At 70.3% G+C, this 17382-nt stretch carries 13 protein-coding genes; 2 read left to right on the top strand and 11 right to left on the bottom strand.

The window, feature by feature from the left end; translation table 11 throughout:
* Window positions 1–7: 7 nt before the first annotated feature.
* From GGQ63_RS11345 to GGQ63_RS11295, 11 genes are all read right to left on the bottom strand, one after another.
* On the bottom strand, window positions 8–1213 hold the full coding sequence (locus GGQ63_RS11345; protein WP_183855839.1) for a hypothetical protein: 1206 nt from the start codon (window positions 1211–1213) through the stop codon (window positions 8–10).
* Window positions 1213–2436 (bottom strand): polysaccharide pyruvyl transferase family protein, encoded by a 1224-nt coding sequence (locus GGQ63_RS11340; protein ID WP_183855837.1) that lies wholly within the window; start codon window positions 2434–2436, stop codon window positions 1213–1215. Before GGQ63_RS11340 ends, GGQ63_RS11345 begins: the two co-directional genes overlap by 1 nt.
* A gap of 47 nt (window positions 2437–2483) precedes the next feature.
* Window positions 2484–3806, bottom strand: a complete 1323-nt coding sequence (locus GGQ63_RS11335) for a glycosyltransferase family 4 protein (protein WP_183855835.1) — start codon at window positions 3804–3806, stop codon at window positions 2484–2486.
* Window positions 3807–3810: 4 nt separating this feature from the next.
* Window positions 3811–6006 carry a hypothetical protein gene (locus GGQ63_RS11330; RefSeq protein WP_183855833.1) on the bottom strand — a complete coding sequence of 732 codons (2196 nt, stop codon included), beginning with the start codon at window positions 6004–6006 and terminating at the stop codon, window positions 3811–3813.
* A gap of 10 nt (window positions 6007–6016) precedes the next feature.
* Window positions 6017–6736, bottom strand: a complete 720-nt coding sequence (locus GGQ63_RS11325; RefSeq protein WP_246429733.1) for a hypothetical protein — start codon at window positions 6734–6736, stop codon at window positions 6017–6019.
* A gap of 12 nt (window positions 6737–6748) precedes the next feature.
* Window positions 6749–8005 (bottom strand): glycosyltransferase family 4 protein, encoded by a 1257-nt coding sequence (locus GGQ63_RS11320; protein WP_183855831.1) that lies wholly within the window; start codon window positions 8003–8005, stop codon window positions 6749–6751.
* Window positions 8006–8009: 4 nt separating this feature from the next.
* Window positions 8010–8843, bottom strand: coding sequence for a class I SAM-dependent methyltransferase (locus GGQ63_RS11315; protein ID WP_183855829.1), 834 nt, complete (start codon window positions 8841–8843; stop codon window positions 8010–8012).
* The gene (locus GGQ63_RS11310; RefSeq protein WP_183855827.1) at window positions 8840–11071 is read right to left on the bottom strand and encodes a glycosyltransferase family protein; all 2232 of its coding nucleotides are present in this window, start codon (window positions 11069–11071) and stop codon (window positions 8840–8842) included. The genes GGQ63_RS11315 and GGQ63_RS11310 overlap by 4 nt, the downstream gene beginning before the upstream one ends.
* 75 nt (window positions 11072–11146) lie before the next feature.
* Complete coding sequence (locus GGQ63_RS11305; RefSeq protein WP_183855825.1) at window positions 11147–11806, bottom strand: calcium-binding protein; 660 nt, start codon at window positions 11804–11806, stop codon at window positions 11147–11149.
* 274 nt (window positions 11807–12080) lie between these two features.
* Window positions 12081–13571, bottom strand: coding sequence for an HlyD family type I secretion periplasmic adaptor subunit (locus GGQ63_RS11300; protein WP_183855823.1), 1491 nt, complete (start codon window positions 13569–13571; stop codon window positions 12081–12083).
* Window positions 13568–15238 (bottom strand): type I secretion system permease/ATPase, encoded by a 1671-nt coding sequence (locus GGQ63_RS11295; protein WP_246429732.1) that lies wholly within the window; start codon window positions 15236–15238, stop codon window positions 13568–13570. Before GGQ63_RS11295 ends, GGQ63_RS11300 begins: the two co-directional genes overlap by 4 nt.
* Before the next feature lie 308 nt (window positions 15239–15546).
* Between GGQ63_RS11295 and GGQ63_RS11290 the strand changes: the two genes are divergently transcribed.
* On the top strand, window positions 15547–16116 hold the full coding sequence (locus GGQ63_RS11290; RefSeq protein WP_183855819.1) for a MarR family transcriptional regulator: 570 nt from the start codon (window positions 15547–15549) through the stop codon (window positions 16114–16116).
* Window positions 16117–16142: 26 nt separating this feature from the next.
* Window positions 16143–17366 carry a glycosyltransferase gene (locus GGQ63_RS11285; RefSeq protein ID WP_183855817.1) on the top strand — a complete coding sequence of 408 codons (1224 nt, stop codon included), beginning with the start codon at window positions 16143–16145 and terminating at the stop codon, window positions 17364–17366.
* The last annotated feature ends 16 nt before the right edge of the window (window positions 17367–17382 follow it).

The following is a 17382-nucleotide window of genomic DNA, read 5'->3' as shown; positions in this document are numbered from 1 at the left end:
AACCGGTTCAACTTCCGTCCGGCCCGGTCACCCGCACCGGCACCCGGATCAGGTCGCGATCCCAGGTGATCCGGCAGCGGTCGAGATTGAACCGGGCGAGATAGAGAAAGGCCGTGTCGTCCATGTCCTCGAAGGCGCGCGTGCGCGCGTCGTCGTCGAGGAGGGACGGATAGAAGACCGGAGCCGCCCCGCCGCAGCCGCCCTGCCAGAGCAGCGGCGCTGCGAAGACGAGGGCCGGCGCGCTCCAATGGAAGAGATCGGGCGAGGTGGCCGCGAAGATACCGGAGCGCGGCCGGCCGCCGACCGGCCGCTCGTCGCCGAACACCGCGACATAGAGGCCGGACGGCCGGTGCCGCGTGACGCTGCCGATCATCCGGCCGAGCGTGCCCGGCGCGACGGGCGCGCAGACATGCGCCTGCGGCTCCGCCGGCACGCCGGCGAAGGGATCGACGAAGCGGACGGAAAAGTCCGTTCCGTCATAGCCGCGCCAGGAGGACGGATCGTCGGGCGTCGCAGTGCGGATGAGACAGGGGCCGCGCTTCTGCGCCCGGTAGGAATCGGCGAAGACGAAGGCGTAGAGGAAGCCGTCCTTCTCGATGATGTTGGACGGATTGGCATAGCCGACGCGGGATCTGCGGTCGGTCGGGAAAGGATAGGGCAGCGCCATGACGACCGGCTCGGCACCGCCGGGTGGTCTGTCGAACGTCCGGCCGCCGTCGTGCGAGACGAGCGCCGTGACGGTGTTGAAGAGGCAGGGGCTGTATTTCCCGGCAGGACACAGGCCCGGCGTGCGCTCGCCGCGCAGCTCGGAATGGACGAGGGCGTAGACGGTCTCCCCGTCGCGGGTCCAGACGCCGGAGATCCAGTCGAGATCGTCATAACGGGCGAGATCGGCGTTCCGCGCCGCCTCGTGAACGATCGCGCAATCCGGCCGCAGGTGATCGAGGTCCGGGCCGGAAAACAGCCGGTTGTCGTTGTGGCTGGCGATCAGGTGCACCGCTCCGGCCGCATCGCGGAAGGCCCGCGCCGAGGAGTCCGGGACATGGCTCGGCGCGCAGGCATCCTTCGACCAGTCGAACACCGTCTCGACAGGCCCCGCGGTCGCGAGCCGCAGGCCGGGCGGCCCGCCGTCGCGCAGCGCCGCCGCCCCCGCCGGGCAGAGCCCTGCGAGGCCGAAGGCGAGCGCCGCGGCGAGCCGCCCGAGCCGCTGCATCACGCCACCTTGCGCGCCGGCTCGACGACGCCCGGCAGGGCCGGCCCCTTCGGCCGCACCATGTTCGGCTTGGTCACGTCGACCATCTTGGTGTCGACGCCGTTCTCGACCAGGAAGGTCCGCATCTCGCGATAGGTGTTGAACCAGGCGCGGTTGAACTTGTCGAAGAGCGACTGGTCCCAGTAATCCTCGAGCCGGAACTCCTTGTTCGAGAACACGTCGAAGCTCGGGATCTGATAGGTCTCGGCGAACTCGACCGTCCGGCTGTCATAGGTGAAGTAGACCGAGGGCGTGCCGTTCGACAGCGCCATCAGATTGCCGTGCAGCCGGTAGCCGAGCACGAGATCCTTGGCGCGGACGAGGCTCTCATAGTCGGCGACGACGTCGGAATAGAACATCCGCTCGCGATAGAGCCGCTCCATCTCGTCGTCGAAATACCAGTCGACGACGGTCTTGTTGCCCTTCAGGGCGGCGATCGCCTCTTCCTTCTGCTCGTCGGTGCCGAAGACGAGCTTCTTCTCCTCCACCTCGCCCTGCGCCATCAGCACGACGTCGAACCGCGCCGCCATCTGCTTGACGAGGTCGCGGTGGAAGGTGAGGTAACGCTTGATGTCCTGCGCATAGGTCGACGAAACCTCGCGGCGCAGCGTGATGCCGACATCGCGCACCGTATCGAGCGGCGGCAGGGTGATCTGCAGATTCGGATCGTTGCGGCGGAAGGCGGTCGGGCAGCCGATGATGCGGACATTCTTGATGCCGATGTCCCACAGCACCTGCGCCGAATAGGCGCCGCGCACGCCGATCGAGGCGGTCGAATCGGCCATCATGTGCAGGACGGTCTTCGTCTCCTCGGAGAGCTCGAGCTTGCCCTTGACGGGCGCCTGCGCACCGATGCCGAAGCCGAGCACCGGCAGGTTCAGCTTCTTCAGCACCGGAATGGTGTTCCACCACTGCATCGACTGATTGACGTAGTTCGACCCCCGCAGGAACACGAAGTCGTATTCCTCACGCAGCCGGTCGATATCGTCCATCTTCGGATCGGCGATCTCCAGCACGCTCAGCTTGTCGAAATTCATCAGCTTGAGCGAGGAATCGTAGACGAAGGCGTCGCCGATATTGTGGTAGCGGTTGATCGAGCGCTGAATGTCCTGGTACTTGTACCAGCGGACATTGTCGTGATCATAGACTTCGCCCGACGGGATCATGACCAGAATGCGCGCCATCGTATCGTCTCCTTGGCTGGGGGTTCGGGTCCGGGGGTGAGGCCGGATCACGCGGGAACGGCTTCGAGCGGCGCCGCCCGCGCGGCCGCCCGCCCGCGCGCGCCGAGCGCGCGGTAGAGATCGAGATGCGCCCTTGCGCAGTCGAGATGGGAGAGCGGCCGCCGCATCGTGCCGCGCAGGCCGTCGAAGAGCGCCGGCTCGCTGAGCACCTCGGCGAACCGGTCGGCGAGATCCTCGGCCGAGCCGACACGGAAATGCAGCCCGTCCTCGCCGTCGCGCACCTTCTCGGCCATGCCGCCGATGTTGGAGACGATCAGCGGCCGGCCGTGATGGAAGGCTTCCTGGATGACGACCGGCGAGTTCTCCCACCAGATCGAGGGCATCACCACCCAGTCGACCGAGCGCATCAGCCGCGGCATCTCGGCATTGCGGTAAGCGCCGTAGAAGCGGACGCGGGCGCCGGCCTCCTCGATCAGCTTCTTCATCTTCTCCTGGAAGCCGGGCGGCTGCGCCTCGAGATTGCCGCCGAAGATCAGCAGCCGCGCATCCTCGCCCCAGATCTTTTCCGGCACGCGGGCGACCGCATCGATCAGCACGTCGATGCCTTTGAAGGGCGTCATCTGGCCGAAGAAGGCGAACCGCCCGCGCCGCCCGCCGGCGGCGAGCGGACGCGGCTCGGCCGTCTCGGCGACGTCGATGCCGTTCTCGATGACGTGCATGCGCGCGGCCGGCAGGCCCCATTCGACGAAGCGCTGGGCGAGGAAGGCGGAGGGCGAGACATAGGCGTCGGCGAGGTCGAGCATCGCCCGGACGAGATGCTCCCGGCGCAGGAACTTCGCCGCCGGCACTTCCGGGAAGCAGCGGTTGCACTCGGTCGGCGAGGCGCGCTCGCAGAGCGTGCCCTTCGTCTTCACCATCTGGCCGTGATGGTGGCAGATCGACAGGAACTCGTGGAAGGTGACGAGGATGGTCGCCTTCGGCAGCGCGGCGCGGATCGCCGCGAGCGTCTCGAGGCCGAGTCCGAGCACGTGATGGAAATGCACCACGTCGGGCGCGAGATCGCGCACGAAGCGGATCAGGTCGCGCTCGATCTCGTCCGTGTTGCGGTTCGACAGATAGAAATGATCGTATTCGTCGTTGTGGAAGAGGATCTCCGAGGCCGCCTGGCGCAGGCTCATCAAGGCCGTCGCGCCGTGCCGGGGGATCGGATGGCCGACCCGCGCGAGGAAGACCGATTCCGCGCCGGCGAGCGCGTTGAGCCCCTTGTGCAGGTTGTGCGACGCGATCTCCGCGCCGCCGAGCGACAGCGCGGGATGGGCGTGGCTGACGACGAGGACGCGGATCTTGCGGGCGGGCTCGGGGCGCGGCATGGGGTCAGTTCCTCGCAAGGGGGCGGTCGGCCTGGCGGGCGGCGAAGACGATCTCGTCGATCCGCCGCGCATGCGCCCTGAGCGTGCCGCCGCCGGTTTCGATCTCGGGCGACAGGAGCCGCACGGTCGGCAGCCAGAGCGCCGGCACGCCGTCCGCGGCGAGCGCGAGGGCGAGGTCGAGCGCCTTGCGCTCACGGCCGAGAAAGGCCCGCGCCCGGCCCTCGAGCGAGAGCGCGGTCGAGCGTGGCAGCAGCGCGCATTCGAGATTGGCCGCGGCGACGGAAGCCGGCGCGGCATGGGCGAGCGCCGCCGCCGGATAGCCGGCACGGCGGTCGACGAGCACGCCGTCCTCGAAGACCGGGCCGGCCCAGCGGATCGAATCGTCCTCGTAGAGGAAGGTCGGCGACACGATGCCGCCCGCCTCCGCCTGCGCGGCGACGAGCTGGCCGAGCCAGCCGCGCTCGCCGGGCACGAGCGCCCCCGAGAGCAGCAGCACGGTCTCCGTCTCGGCCGCCGCGGCGCCGGCGATCAGCGCGTCGATCGCGTCGCCGCCATCGGTCGCGACGAGCCGCAGCGACAGCCGCCAGAACCGGGCGAGCCGCGCGAGTTCGGCGCCGAGCGCGTCGGTCAGATCGACGGGCGCGGCGATGACGATCGGCCGGCCGCGCGTTTCGGGATCGAGCGCGAGCAGGGTGAGCAGCGGCGCCACCTCGGTCGCCTCCTCGTCGAGGCCGATGACGAGGGTCACGCCGCCCTCCGCCGTCGCGTGGCCGATCGGCTCGACGGAGAGCGTCTTCACCGGCGGGAGGGCCGCCTGCTCGACGAGCGGCACGAGCTGGCGCTCCACGACGCGGCGGAAAGTCCCCTCGCGCGGATCGATGGTGCGCAGCTGCCGCAGCGTCGCCTCGCGATAGCTGCCGCGCTTGGCGATCACCGGCAGGAAGGCCGGCGGCCCGAGATCGAAGGAGAGCTCGATGTGGAGCGGCGAGGTGCCATCCGGATCGAAGGCGGGGGCGAAGGCGATGAAGCCGTGCCGGTGGCGCCCGCCCTCGAGCCCGGGACCGAAGGGCGGCTTGCCCTCGAAGGCGCGCACCACGTCGGGCCGGTCGAGCCGGGTCCAGTCGGCGTCGAGCCGGCATTCGCCGCGCGGCCGCCGCAGCGTCACCGCGGTGACGCGCCGGTCCGGATCGAGCAGCCAGCCGGCGATCAGCACCCCGCCCCCCTCGACCCGCGTCGCATGATCGAGGCCGAGCCGCACCGGAATGGGGAGCGACGAGACGGTGTCGGTGCCGTCATAACGATGCGCCGCGGCGCGCAGCTTGGCGAGCACGTCGGCCGGCCCGCGCGTCCGGGCGAGGATGGCGCGGGCGTGCGTCGGCGTCTCGCGCGGGCCGGACAGGATGCGCCGGTCATAGACCTCGGCGCTGTGCCAGCCCTCGCGGTTGCGAAAGAAGACGCGGGTGAGCGCGGCCGCATCGATCGGCTCCGGCGAGACGAGCGTCGCCGCAAAGCCCTGCGCCCGTCCGGAAAGGTCGTCGCGGTGGAAGGTGGCGACCGCGGCCTGGGCGATCTGGGTGCGCGCACCGGCGAGCAGCACGCGCGTCGTGCCGGGGCCGAAATGCGCCGACCAGCCCTGCAGGAAGATGTCGCCTTCCTCGAAGCCGCCGACGATCTCGACATAGCCGTCATGGCGGGCGCCCGCCTCGACGAGGGCGGCGACCGCGGCGAGCTTGCGCCGGGATAGCGGGCCGGGGAGCAGGGTCTCGACGATGCGGTCGGCGACGGTGTGGCGCGGCGGCTCGGCGATCTCGGAGAGCGCGGCGAGCAGGGCGCCGGCGCCCACCGTGCGGCGGGCGAGCGTATAGCGCACCGCCCGGCCGTGATGGCGCAGCAGGAGCGAGGCGAGCCGGCCGCGCTTCAGCGGCGCGACCTGCAGCGCGGCGACGAAAGCATGCGTGGCGCCGGGCTGCGGCCGGGCGAGCGGCCAGGAGGTGACCGTCGCCTTCGCCGGCATCGCCGGATCGCCGTTCAGAAGCGCCGTCAGCGCGCCGCTCATCTCCTCGCCGAGGCCGGCGACGAGCACGAGCTGGTCGTCGACCGGCGCGGCAAGCGCCGTCTCGGCGTCGAACAGCGGCCGGCGGTCGGCCGGATCGGCGGCCGCCGTCTCCTTGCCTTCGATCCGGCGCGGTTCGTCGAGCATGGCGGCCTCCTCAGATCACGGCGACGAGGGCGCCGCCGACACCGGCGGCGAGACCGATCAGGCCGGCGAGCAGAAGCGGCAGCAGCCGCGTCTCGCTGCCGCGCCGCCCGGCGAGCGCCTCGATGCGCGCCTCCATGCCGGCGACGACACCGTCGAAGCGCATCAGATAGACCTCGAGGTCGGAGAGCCGGCGGTCGAGATCCTCGCGCAGCTCGTCGAGCGTGTCGGAGACCGGGTCGCCGGCATCGGGGTCGCGCTTCTGCAGCGCGTGCTGGCCGAGCTGGAGCTGGCGCTGCGCGTTCATCAGCACCTCGAGCCGGTCGAGCACCCGCCCGAGCGGCGCCGAGATGAGCTGTTCGGCCGCCTGCTCGTCGAGGCTCGGCGCGTGCAGCACGCGCTCCTCGCCGGAGGGCGACTGCGCCACCACTTCCAGTTCGCGCGCCCGGTCCACCGCGTGCTGCGGCAACTGCACGTCGAAGGCGTGCGAACCGTCGCCGACGCCGTTCCGCCGCAAGTCGGAGCGGTGCCGGTCGGCCGTCACTTCGGCGACCACCTTGCGGGCGAGCAGCACGGTGATCTTGACCCGCTCGCCGGGCCGCGACCGGTCGAAGGCCCAACCATAGAGCCGGCCGCCATCGATCGCATCGACGCGGCCGGCGAGCATCGGCACGCCGGGCGCCGGCTCGACATCGGGCTTCTGCGGCAGGGGAACGGGCTGGACCGGGCTCATGGAAGGGTCTCCTCAGGCTACGGCCGGAATGGGGGCGAGCGCGGCGAAGAGCGCGAGATAGCGGGCGGCGACGGCGTCGATGCCGGGTGGCGGAACGGCGGCGCCCGAAAGCCGGTGCCAGAGCGCGGGGTCGGCCGCGGCGCGCGCCATCGTTCGGGCGAGCGCGGCCGGATCGTCGGGCGGCACGGTGAGCCCGTTGCCGCCGTCCTCGACCATCTCGGCCATGCCGCCGATCGCGCTGGTGATCACCGGCCGGCCGTGGCGCTGTGCCTCCTGGATGACGAGGGGGGCGTTCTCCCACCAGATCGAGGGCATCACCACCCAGTCGACCTCGGCCATCAGCGCCGGGATCTCGCTGCGGTCATAGGCGCCGCGCCGGATCACATGGCTCGCCGTGCGGGCGAACAGGCCGTCGATCTCGGTGTGGAAGGCCTCGGCCTGGAAGGGCGCGCCGCCATGCACGCGCAGCTCGAAGGCGATGTCGGCGTCGATCAGCCGTTCGGCGGCCCGCAGGAGCACGTCGATGCCCTTCCAGCGGTTGAGATTGCCGAAATAGCCGAACACGTCGCGCCGCTCGCCCCTGCGCGGCCGGAACGGGGCGTCGATGGCCGGCCGGCCATTGGCGATCAGTTCGATCTTCTCCTCCGGCAGGCCCCAGGCGACATAGCGCGCCTTCAGAAAGGCGCTCGGCGAGACGAAGAGGTCGACAGCGGCGAGGAGCGTCTTCAGATAGCGCTCGCGCAGCAGGAACCGGTCGGGCGCGATCTCGGGGAAGCAGCGGTGGCATGCGTCGGGCGACGCGCCGTGGCAGCGCTCGCGGCCGCCCGTGCGCATCATCAGCCCGTCATGCGCGCAGATCGGGTAATAGTCGTGCAGGGTCATGACGATGCGCGCCTGCGGCAGGACGCGGCGGACGAGCGCCGGAAACTCCGCGCCGATCAGCAGCAGATGGTGGATGTGGACCACATCCGGCCGGAAATCGGAAAGCAGCGCCTCGAGATCGGGCACGACGCCGTAGAGGTCGATCTGCGACAGGTTGAACCGGTCGAAATGCCCCGACCAGACGAGCAGTTCGTCCCCCGCCGGTCCGACCGCCTGAAAGCTGGTGCCGGGCTTTTCCGCGCGGTGCAGTCCGTTGGTCGCGCCGAGGAAGACGGCGGCGCAGCCGGCTGCCTTGTAGGCGTGGAAAAGATCGTGGGCGAAGATCTCGGTGCCGCCGGGATGCAGCGCCGGATGATTGTGGGCGACGACGAGGATGCGTTCGGCCATCGCGTCAGGCCCTCCGCTCGGCGACGATCACATCCTGGAAATGATCCGCCGCTGCACCCCGCCAGCGGCCGAAGCCCTTCTCGACGATCGCGAAGCCGGCTTTCTCCACCGCCGCGTCGATGAAGCCGTCGTCGAAGCCGACCGCGCCGAGCGGCGCGGCGGGATCGGCGCACCACGCCGGCCCGGCGCCGATCCGCCGGAAACCGAGCCGCGGGTCGCGGCCGGGCCGCGCCTCGCGGGCCGCCGCATCGATCGCAAAGAGAGTGAGGAAGATCCGTCCGCCCGGCGCCACGACGCGCCCGAGCTCGCCGATCTGCACGAGCGCCTCCTCGGTCGGCAGATGGGTCAGGACCGAGACCATCAGCGCAAAGTCGAAGCGGGCGTCCGAGAAGGGCAGTTTCAGTGTCCGCCCGTCGACCTTGCCGTTCGGATTGTAGAGCGGATGGGCGATGTCGATCGCCCGGAAGGCGAAGTTCGGATAGACGGTCGAGATGCGCCGCTGCGTCCAGCGTATGCCCTCGACGACGGGGTCGATCCCCTCATAGGCGCCCGTCGCCGGGTCGAGATACTGGGTGAGCGGCAGGGCGATCCGGCCGATACCGCAGCCGAGATCGAGCACGCGGTCGCTGGGCAGGAGACCGCCCAGGCGGACGAGATGGCCGAGGAACTCGGCACCGATCTCCCGGAAGCCGCCATCGCCGACGAACACCCGGTCGGCCTCGGGCGTCGGGAGGAAGCGATTGGTCCGCACCGCCTCCTCGATGAAGGCGACGCGCGCCGGATCGTAACTCGGCCGGGCGGCAGCGGCGGCGGCGGGGCGCTCCATCACCGCGCTCATGCCGCGCTCCTCTCCGCGGCCGCCGCAGCGGCACGCTTGCGCAGCACCGGTCGCACCGCCTCCGCGGCCGTCTCGCCCATCAGGGCGCGGATCTCTGCGTCCCAGCGCTCGCCGTGCAGCCAGGAATTGTAGCGGGAGGCGATACCACGCATGTAATCGGCGTGGCGGCGGATCGACCGCCGCTCGAGATGATAGAGCGCGACGCGCGGCTCGTAGCCGATCGTCCGGCCGGTCGCGCGGATCTTCAGGCAGAGATCGCTGTCCTCGTAGTCGCCGATGACATAGTCCTCGGTGAAGCCGCCGACCTCGCGGAACAGGCTGCGCGTCGTCAGCAGGCAGGCGCCGGTGACCGCCGGCACGAGCCGTGGCCGGTTGGCCGCCGCCCAGCCCGCGGGCAGGCCCTTGTGATAATGGTGGTTGAGCCAGGTGCCGCGCGCGTCGCGCTCGAAATAGAGCCCGGCATGCTGCAGGGCGCCGTCCTCGAACAGCAGCTTCGGCCCCACCGCGCCGACATTCTGCTTGCCGCCGATCCGCTCGGCGAGGCGGAGCGCCCAGCCCGGCTCGATCGGGATCACGTCGGAATTGACGAGGCCGAGCAGCCGGCCGCGGGCGAGGTCCGCGCCGGCGTTCGACGCGCGGGCGAAGCCGCCATTGCCGTTCAGAACGGCGAGCGTCACCGGCATGCGGTAAAGCCGGAACAGCCCGCCGAGCAGATGCTCGGCCTCCTCGGCCTGATCCGGCGAATCGAGCACATAGACGATCTCGCCGTGCTGGCGCAGTGTCGTATCGGTCGCGAAGGCGGCGAACTGGAAGCGCAGGAAGTCGAGCACCCGGTAGAGCGGCACGACGAGCGAGACGAGCGGCGCTTCGGCGCCCGTGCCGAAGCGCACGGCCCGCTCGACGGCGATCGGCGCCACCGCGCGCTTCTGGATCTCGGCGAGCGCGGGATGGAGCGCCTCGGCGAGCAGCGCCGCGGTGGCGTTCTGCACCGGCACGGCGCGCAGCGCCGCCGCCCGCATCGCCGCGGGGTCGGTCGGCTGCGGCCGCGGCACGAGCGGCAGGGCGGTGCCGGAGGCGAGCCGGAGCCGGAAGCGCGGCTGCAGGAGCGGCCCGACCTTCGCCGCCTCGGGCAGAAAGGCGACGAAGCCGGTGACGGCCCGGGTCGCGCCGCCCTCTTCTTCGGCATAACGGCCGGAAAAGCGGTGCCAGCGGGTCTCGAGGGCCGCGCTGCCGCCATCGGGCAGCAAATGGTCGAGGCCGGCGACGAGCCGGTCGGGATCGTCGAGGAAGCCGCCCGCGAGCAGCCCGCCCTCGAGCGACAGGGCGAGGTCGATCACCGCCATCGGCCGCGCCGGCCCCGCGGCGACGGCCCGGGCCGGCAGCGGCGCGCGCGCCTGCAATTCGAGCACGGCACGCCGGCCCGCCTCCGAACGGGCGGACAGGCCGCGCACCACCAGCCCGGCGAGCGCCGGATCGAAGCGCCGCTTCGTCCACCAGCCGGCGAGCGAGGCGGCCTTCTCGCCCTCTTCGAGCGGCCGCACCGCGGCGCCCGTCTCGCCGATCAGGACGAGGAGATCGCCGGGGGCCGTCGCGCCGTGATCGGCGAGGATCGCCAGCCGCCGGCGCGGGCCGGCGAGGCCGAGTGCGGCGTCGGCCTTCAGACGGCTGAGACCTTCGGAGCCGACGACATGGGCGGAGAGGAGCCGGCCGATCGCGGAGGAGAGTGTCGCCTCGATGATGGCGAGACCCTCGAAGGGACGGCACGCGACGATCGCGGCCGCGGCGCGCGGCTGCAGGCTGCGGGCGATCAGGCCGAGGGTCGCCGCATAGACGCGGCTGCGGCCGAGCCGGAAGGCGCCGGGCCAGGCGTTGAGCGCCGCCGAGAGAAGCGCGAGCCGGCCGCGCCCGTCGAGCCCGGCGACGAGTGCGAGCGGATCGCCTGCCGCGAGGTCCGGATCGAGCCGGAGCCGCTCTTCCGGTCCGAAAGCGGCGGCGGAGATGGCGAACTCGGCCGACGCCTCGCCGAGCCGCATGATCCAGATGGTGCGCGCGCCCCCATCGGCTCGTCCGAGCCGCAGCGTGGCGAGCGGCGCGATCGGCGTCCCGTCGGCCCGGGCGATCCGCGTCTCGGCACCGGGCGCCGCACCGTCGAACAGCACGGCGGCGACGCCGGGGGCGAGACGGAGTGCAGTGACGGCGCCGGGGGCGGGACCTGCGGCCTCGAGCATCGCGCGACCTCTTCGATGGCGAAAGGGGGGATTGGCGCGCCCGGCGTGCCGGACGCGCCGCGCTGTCGCGTGGCCTCAGCCGACGATGAAATAGAGGCTCGGATGCGAGGCGACGTGATCGGCGTCGACATTCATCAAGGTCAGCGTGTCGCCATTGCCGAGGTCGATCACCGTGCTCGAGCCGACCTGAGTCGCGCGCGCCGCCACGTCGTCGGCGGATGCGATGTCGGTCCCGTTGATACCGGCCGAGATCTGCAGCAGGTCCTCGCCGGCCGTGAAGTCGAGCACGACGTCGTTGCCGCCGCCGCCGGAGAAGACGAACACGTCCGAACCGGCTCCGCCGGTCAGGATGTCGTTGCCGGCGCCGCCATCGAGCACGTCGTCGCCCGCGCCGCCGTTCAGGATGTCCGCCCCGGCGCCGCCCAGGAGGACATCGTCGCCGGCACCGCCGATCAGCGTGTCATTGCCGTCGCCGGCCGAAAGCAGGTCGTCACCGGCGCCGCCGTTCAGGATGTCGTTGCCGGCGTCGCCGAACAGCGAATCCGACCCGTTATTGCCGAACAGGATGTCGTTGTCGTCGCCGCCGAACAGCGTGTCGTCGCCGTCGCCGCCGTAGAGCATGTCGTCGCCTTCGTCGCCGAAAATGAAATCGGCACCGGCCTTGGCAGCGATGATGTCGTCGAAGCGCGTGCCGAACAGCACGTCGTCATACGCTCCGCCCTCGAGAGTGGCCATCGCAGTCTCCTGTCTCTGTTGCTCGCAAAGGCTCCGGAAGAGCCGATCGGCCGCCCACCTCGCTGCATCGCAGCAAAGGAGACGGTCGGATTATACGAGGGAGTCAAAGAACTGCAATGACACTTTTTTGGTCATTTCATGAAGAAACTATGATCAGTCAATCACTTACATCTAATTTGCGTCGCAGTATGGAAGCAATACGAGATCAAAAAGGAAAGCAATTCAATTCTATATTTGAAATATTGCGATGCAGCAAAGAGTGCCCGAGGTCCGGTCACTCCTCGCGAAAGGCCCGGCTGAAACTCTCGGAAACCGGCGAGACGAGATAGTCGAGGGCGGTGCGCGGCTGGTTGAGGATCAGCACGTCGGCCGGCATGCCCGGCGCCAGATGGACGGACGGGTCGGCGGCGAGCGCCTCCGGGGTGACGGCGGCGCGGGCGATGAAATAGGCCGCCCCCGTCGCCGGGTCGGTCACCTGGTCGGCCGCGACATAGATCAGCTCGCCCGGCAGCGGGGCGTGGCTGCGCATATTGAAGGCGGTCAGCCGCACCTGCACCTTCGCGCCGGCCGCGACGCTGTCGATATCGCGCGGCGACACCTTCATCTCGACGATCAGCCGCTCGTTCTCCGGCACGATGTCCATCAGGGGCTGTCCGGCGCCGACCACACCGCCGGGGGTGCGGAACTGGATGTTGGTGACGATGCCCTCCTGCGGCGCCGTCACGACGATGCGCGACAGCACGTCCTTGGCCGCCACGATCCGCTCCTCGACCTCCGCCCGCTCGACGAGCGCGCTCGTGATCTCGCCGGCAATGTCCGACTGCCAGTCATTGTCGACCGAGACGATCTCGAGCTCGGCCCCGGCGAGCGCCTGCTCGGCACGGGCCCGGTTGCCGGCGAGTTCGCCGCGCTCACCGGAGAGCTCGGCATAGCGCGCTTCGAGTTCGAGCAGTTTCGAGCGCGTCGCAAAACCCTTGTCGACGAGACCGCCGATCGAATCGCGCTGCTCGCCGACGAGGGCGAGCTGCCGATCGGTAGCGACGAGCTGTTCGCTGAGCGAATCGATCTCGGCACGGTGCTGCGCGATGGTCTTCTGCGCCACATCGATCTTGCCGGCCTTCGCCCGTGCACGCTGCTCGAAGAAGCGCTTCTCCGCCGCCACCGATTCGCGTGCCATCGGGTCGTCGGAGGCGAGGAGCGCATCGGGGAACCCGATCTCGGCATCGCCGGCCTGTTCGGCGTGCAGCCGGGCGAGCTTGGCCGTGAGGCCGAGGCGCCGCGCCGAAAGCTGCGCCAGCTCGGCGCGGGCGCGCGTGTCGTCGAGTTCGAGCAGCGGCTGGCCGGCCGCGACGCGATCGCCCTCCTGCACGAGCAGCCGCTTCAGGATGCCGCCTTCGAGATGGCTCGCGGTCTTGCGCTTCGAATCGACGATCACCGTGCCGCCGGCGATCGCCGCGGAATCGAGGCTCGCCGAAGCGGCCCAGCCGAAGAAGCCGCCGAAGCCGAAGACGATCGCGGCCGTGCCGGCGAGCACCAGCCGCCTGAGGCTCGGCTCGCGCGGCGACGGCGCTTCGATCCGCCGATAATCGGTCGTCGCCGTCCGCCCGGCGGGCGTCTCGACGCTCGCACGCCGCGGCCGGGGTCCTTCCGGCGCGCGCGCGGGCGGCGAATCGGACCGGCGCGGCGTCACCGCCCGCGCCTCCGGCCCGGCCTTGCCCTCGGCCGCGAGGGCCCGCCCCGTCGCCTTGACGATCTTGACGCTCATCGGCCCGCTCCCGCTTCCGCCGCCGCCCGGCCGCGCCCCGGTGTCAGCGCCGCGACCACGTCGGTGCGCGGACCGAACTGCGCGACACGGCCGCCCTCGAGCACCAGGAGCTTGTCGGCGATTTCCATGATCGAGGGCCGGTGCGCGATCAGCACGACGATCGCCCCGTCGGCCTTCGCCGCCCGGATCGCCCGCATCAGCGCCGTCTCGCCGGCCGCGTCGAGGCTCGCATTCGGCTCGTCGAGCACGATCAGCCGCGGCCGGCCATAGAGCGCGCGGGCGAGGCCGATGCGCTGCCGCTGGCCGCCCGACAGCGTCAGCTTGCCGTCGCCGATCGGCGTGTCGTAGCCGAGCGGCAGCCGGCCGATCATCTCGTGCACATCGGCCGTGCGCGCCGCCTCGATGACGGCGCGCGGGTCCGATTCGCCCATCCGGGCGATGTTGTCGCGGATCGTGCCTTCGAGGAGCGAGATCTGCTGCGGCAGATAGCCGACGACGGCGCCGAAGGACGACCGTTCCCAGAGGAAGACATTGTGTCCGTCGAGATAGACGCCGCCGGCCGTAGCGCGGACGATGCCGACGAGCAGCCGGGCGAGCGTCGATTTGCCGGCCGCCGAAGGGCCGACGATGCCGAGCACCTCGCCGGGCGAGACGCTGAAGGAGACGCCTTTGAGGATCGGCAGGTCCTGGCCGGGCACGGCATAGACGACGCGGTCGACGACGAGATCGCCCTCCGTGCTCGACTTCGTCATGGTCTCGCGCGCCGTCGCGTTCTCCTCGAGCAGATCGCGCAGCCGCCGCCAGCCGGCCGAGGCGTTCACCCAGGACCGCCAGTTGTCGATCACGCTGTCGAAGGGCAGAAGCAGCCGCCCCATCAGGATCGACGCCGCGATCATCGCGCCCGGCGAGGCGGCGCGGTTGATGACGAGCACCGCGCCGATCGCCAGCACGAGCACCTGGATGCCGAAGCGCAGCGTCCGGGTGATCGTCGAGACGGCCTTCGCGCGGCTGTTGCCGGCCTCGGCGAGAGCGACGGCGTGGAGCTGCGCCGCCCGCCAGCGCCGGGAGAGCGCCGGCAGCATGCCCATCGCCTCGATCGCTTCGGCATGCCGCAGGTCGGCGGCGACGAGCGCCACCGAATCGACCTGCGCCTTGTTCGCCTCCTTGAGCAGGTTGCGGGTCAGCAGATCGGTGGCGACATTGCCGGCTATGATGACGATCACGGCGAGAAAGCCGACAATGCCGTAGATCGGATGCAGGAAGAACAGGGTGACGAGAAAGATGGGCGACCACAGCGCCTCGAGCGGGGCGGCCATGGCCGGGCTGGTCATGAAGGTGCGCAGGTCCATCAGATCGCGCAGCCCCTGCGCCGCCTTGGCGGAACCGTCCTTCACCGAGGCGCGGATCGAGGCCTCGAGCACGGGCAGGTTGAGTTGCCGCAGCAGACGCCCGCCGATGACCTGAAAGGATTGCGTACGGATAAATTCGAGGGTCCCGTACAAGGCGAGTGCGCCGGCGGCGGCGATCGAGAGCATGACGAGCGTGTCGATGCTCTGGCTATTGAGTACTCGATCGTGCACCTGCAGCATATAGAGCGGAACGGTGAGCTGCAGGATGTTGACGAAAGCCGAGAGAATCGCCGCCCAGCCGAGACCTGCGAGGAACATCCTGCGGGCCTCCAGCGTTGCGGCTCCGGCCGCAACGGGCCGGGGCATCTGCTCTGGATGCGATGCACCATGCTGTTTCAAGGATGCTTTGATTTTCGCCATATTATCAAAATGCCTTGAAAAGGTCGCGACTGAACTCTATCGTCCATTCGCCCCATGTCCATAGTCAAACCTATCAAGACTGGAAATTGTGACGTGGTAATGGAAACGCGGGAGCCTCAGAGTTCGGTTTAGACGAGCACCTGACCGGAGGGTCTTATCCGAGAATGTTTCAATTCTTGAACTGAAGACAACTGACAGGGTCTAAAATGACACAAAAGCTTCTGCAAGCGGCAGTAGAAGTGAAAAGGTCGACACACGGCGGCGCAAGCAGCGATTCTCTCGCAGTTGCGAAAGCGCGGTCCGGCACCGATGGCGAGCAGTCGGCGGTGACGCATCTCGAACTCGCCCGGACGGTGGAGCGGATCAATCGGCGCTTCGCCGATCTCCTGCGCATCGAGATGGGCAAGCTCGGCGTCGACGACATCGGACCGGCGCAGGTGATGGTCCTGTTCACGATCGGCAGCGACGAGCTGTCGGTGCGCGACCTGCTCGACAAGGGCCACTATCTCGGCTCGAACGTGTCCTATTACCTGAAGCAGCTCGTCGATCTCGGCTATATCGATCGCGCGGCCTCCCCGCGCGACCGGCGCTCGGCCCGGATCAGCCTGACGGAGCGGGGGCGCGCCGTCTGCGACGCGCTGCGCTTCGCGGACGATTCCTATCACCGCATGATCGTGCGGGACGAGGAGGAGGCGCGGGCGCTCGAGACGGCCTATCAGGTGCTGAAGCGCCTCGAGCTCGTCTGGACCAACGCGGCCCGCTACGGCACGACCTGACGGGTCGTCCGGGCGGGGCGGGCATCATGCGGCTGGTTTTCGTCCATCGCCGCGGGATCGGGCAGTTCGAGCATCTCGCCCGCAGCCTCGTCGCCGAGGGTGCGGATGTGACGCTCGTCACCGAGACCGTAGACCGGCGGATCGAAGGCGTCCGGATCCTTCGTCACCGTGCAGAGGCCGCACGGAGCGAAGCCGAGGCGCCGCTGGTCGCATCGAGCCACCATGCCCGGATCGGCATGCGGGTCGCAGAAACCCTCGACGCGCTGCGCCGCGCGGAGGGTGCGCCCGATCTCGTGCTCGGCCATATCGGCTGGGGCAGCATGACCTTCGTCAAGGACGTGCTGCCCCGCACGCCGGCGCTCGGCTATTGCGAGTTCTTCTACAGCGCGGAAGGGGCCGATATCGGCTTCGACCCGGCCGTGCCGGTCGATCTGGCGCTGCGCCAGAGGCTGCGGCTGCGCAACAGCGCGCAGCTCGTCACGCTCGCCGCCATCGAGGCCGGCGTCTCGCCGACCGCCTGGCAGAAGAGCCTCTATCCGGCCGCGCTGCAGCCGCGTATCGCGGTCTGCCATGACGGCATCGATCTCGCCCGCTTCCGCCCCGATCCGCGCGCCACGCTCACCCTGCCGGACGGGCGCGTGCTGCGGCCCGGCGCGCCGGTCGTCACCTTCACGGCGCGCGATCTCGAGCCCTATCGCGGCTTTCCGCAGGCCCTCAGGGCGGCGGAGATCGTGACTCGCCGCCACCCGACCGCGCTCGTCGTCTTCGTCGGCGGCGATGGCGTCAGCTATGGCACCCCGCGCGCGGATGGCCGCAGCTGGAAGGAGGCGGCGCTCGCCGCCGCCGATCTCGATCCGGCCCGCGTGCTCTTCCCCGGCCGCGTCTCGCACGCCGCGCTGATCCGGCTGTTCCAGATCTCCGCGGCGCATCTCTATCTGACCTATCCCTTCGTGCTGTCCTGGTCGATGCTCGAGGCGATGGCCTGCGGCGCGCTCGTGATCGGCTCGGCGACGCCGCCGGTCGAAGAGGTGATCGCCGACGGCCGCAACGGCCGTCTGGTGCCGTTCTTCGACGCCGAGGCCCTCGCCGAAACCGTGCTCGACGTGCTCGCCCGACCCGACGCGGCGCTGCCGCTCCGCCGTGCCGGACGCGCGACGATCGCCGCGCGCTACCGGCTCGACGCGGCGCTCGCCCGCCAGCGCCGCCTGATCGCCCACCTCACGGCCCGCCGTGGCACCGCGGCGGCGTGAGGTTGTAGGGGCGGCC

Source organism: Prosthecomicrobium pneumaticum (assembly GCF_014199915.1).
Taxonomy (GTDB): Bacteria; Pseudomonadota; Alphaproteobacteria; order Rhizobiales; family Kaistiaceae; genus Prosthecomicrobium; species Prosthecomicrobium pneumaticum.
Note: the sequence above shows the minus strand (reverse complement) of the source record. Positions and strands in the feature narration are given on the sequence as shown.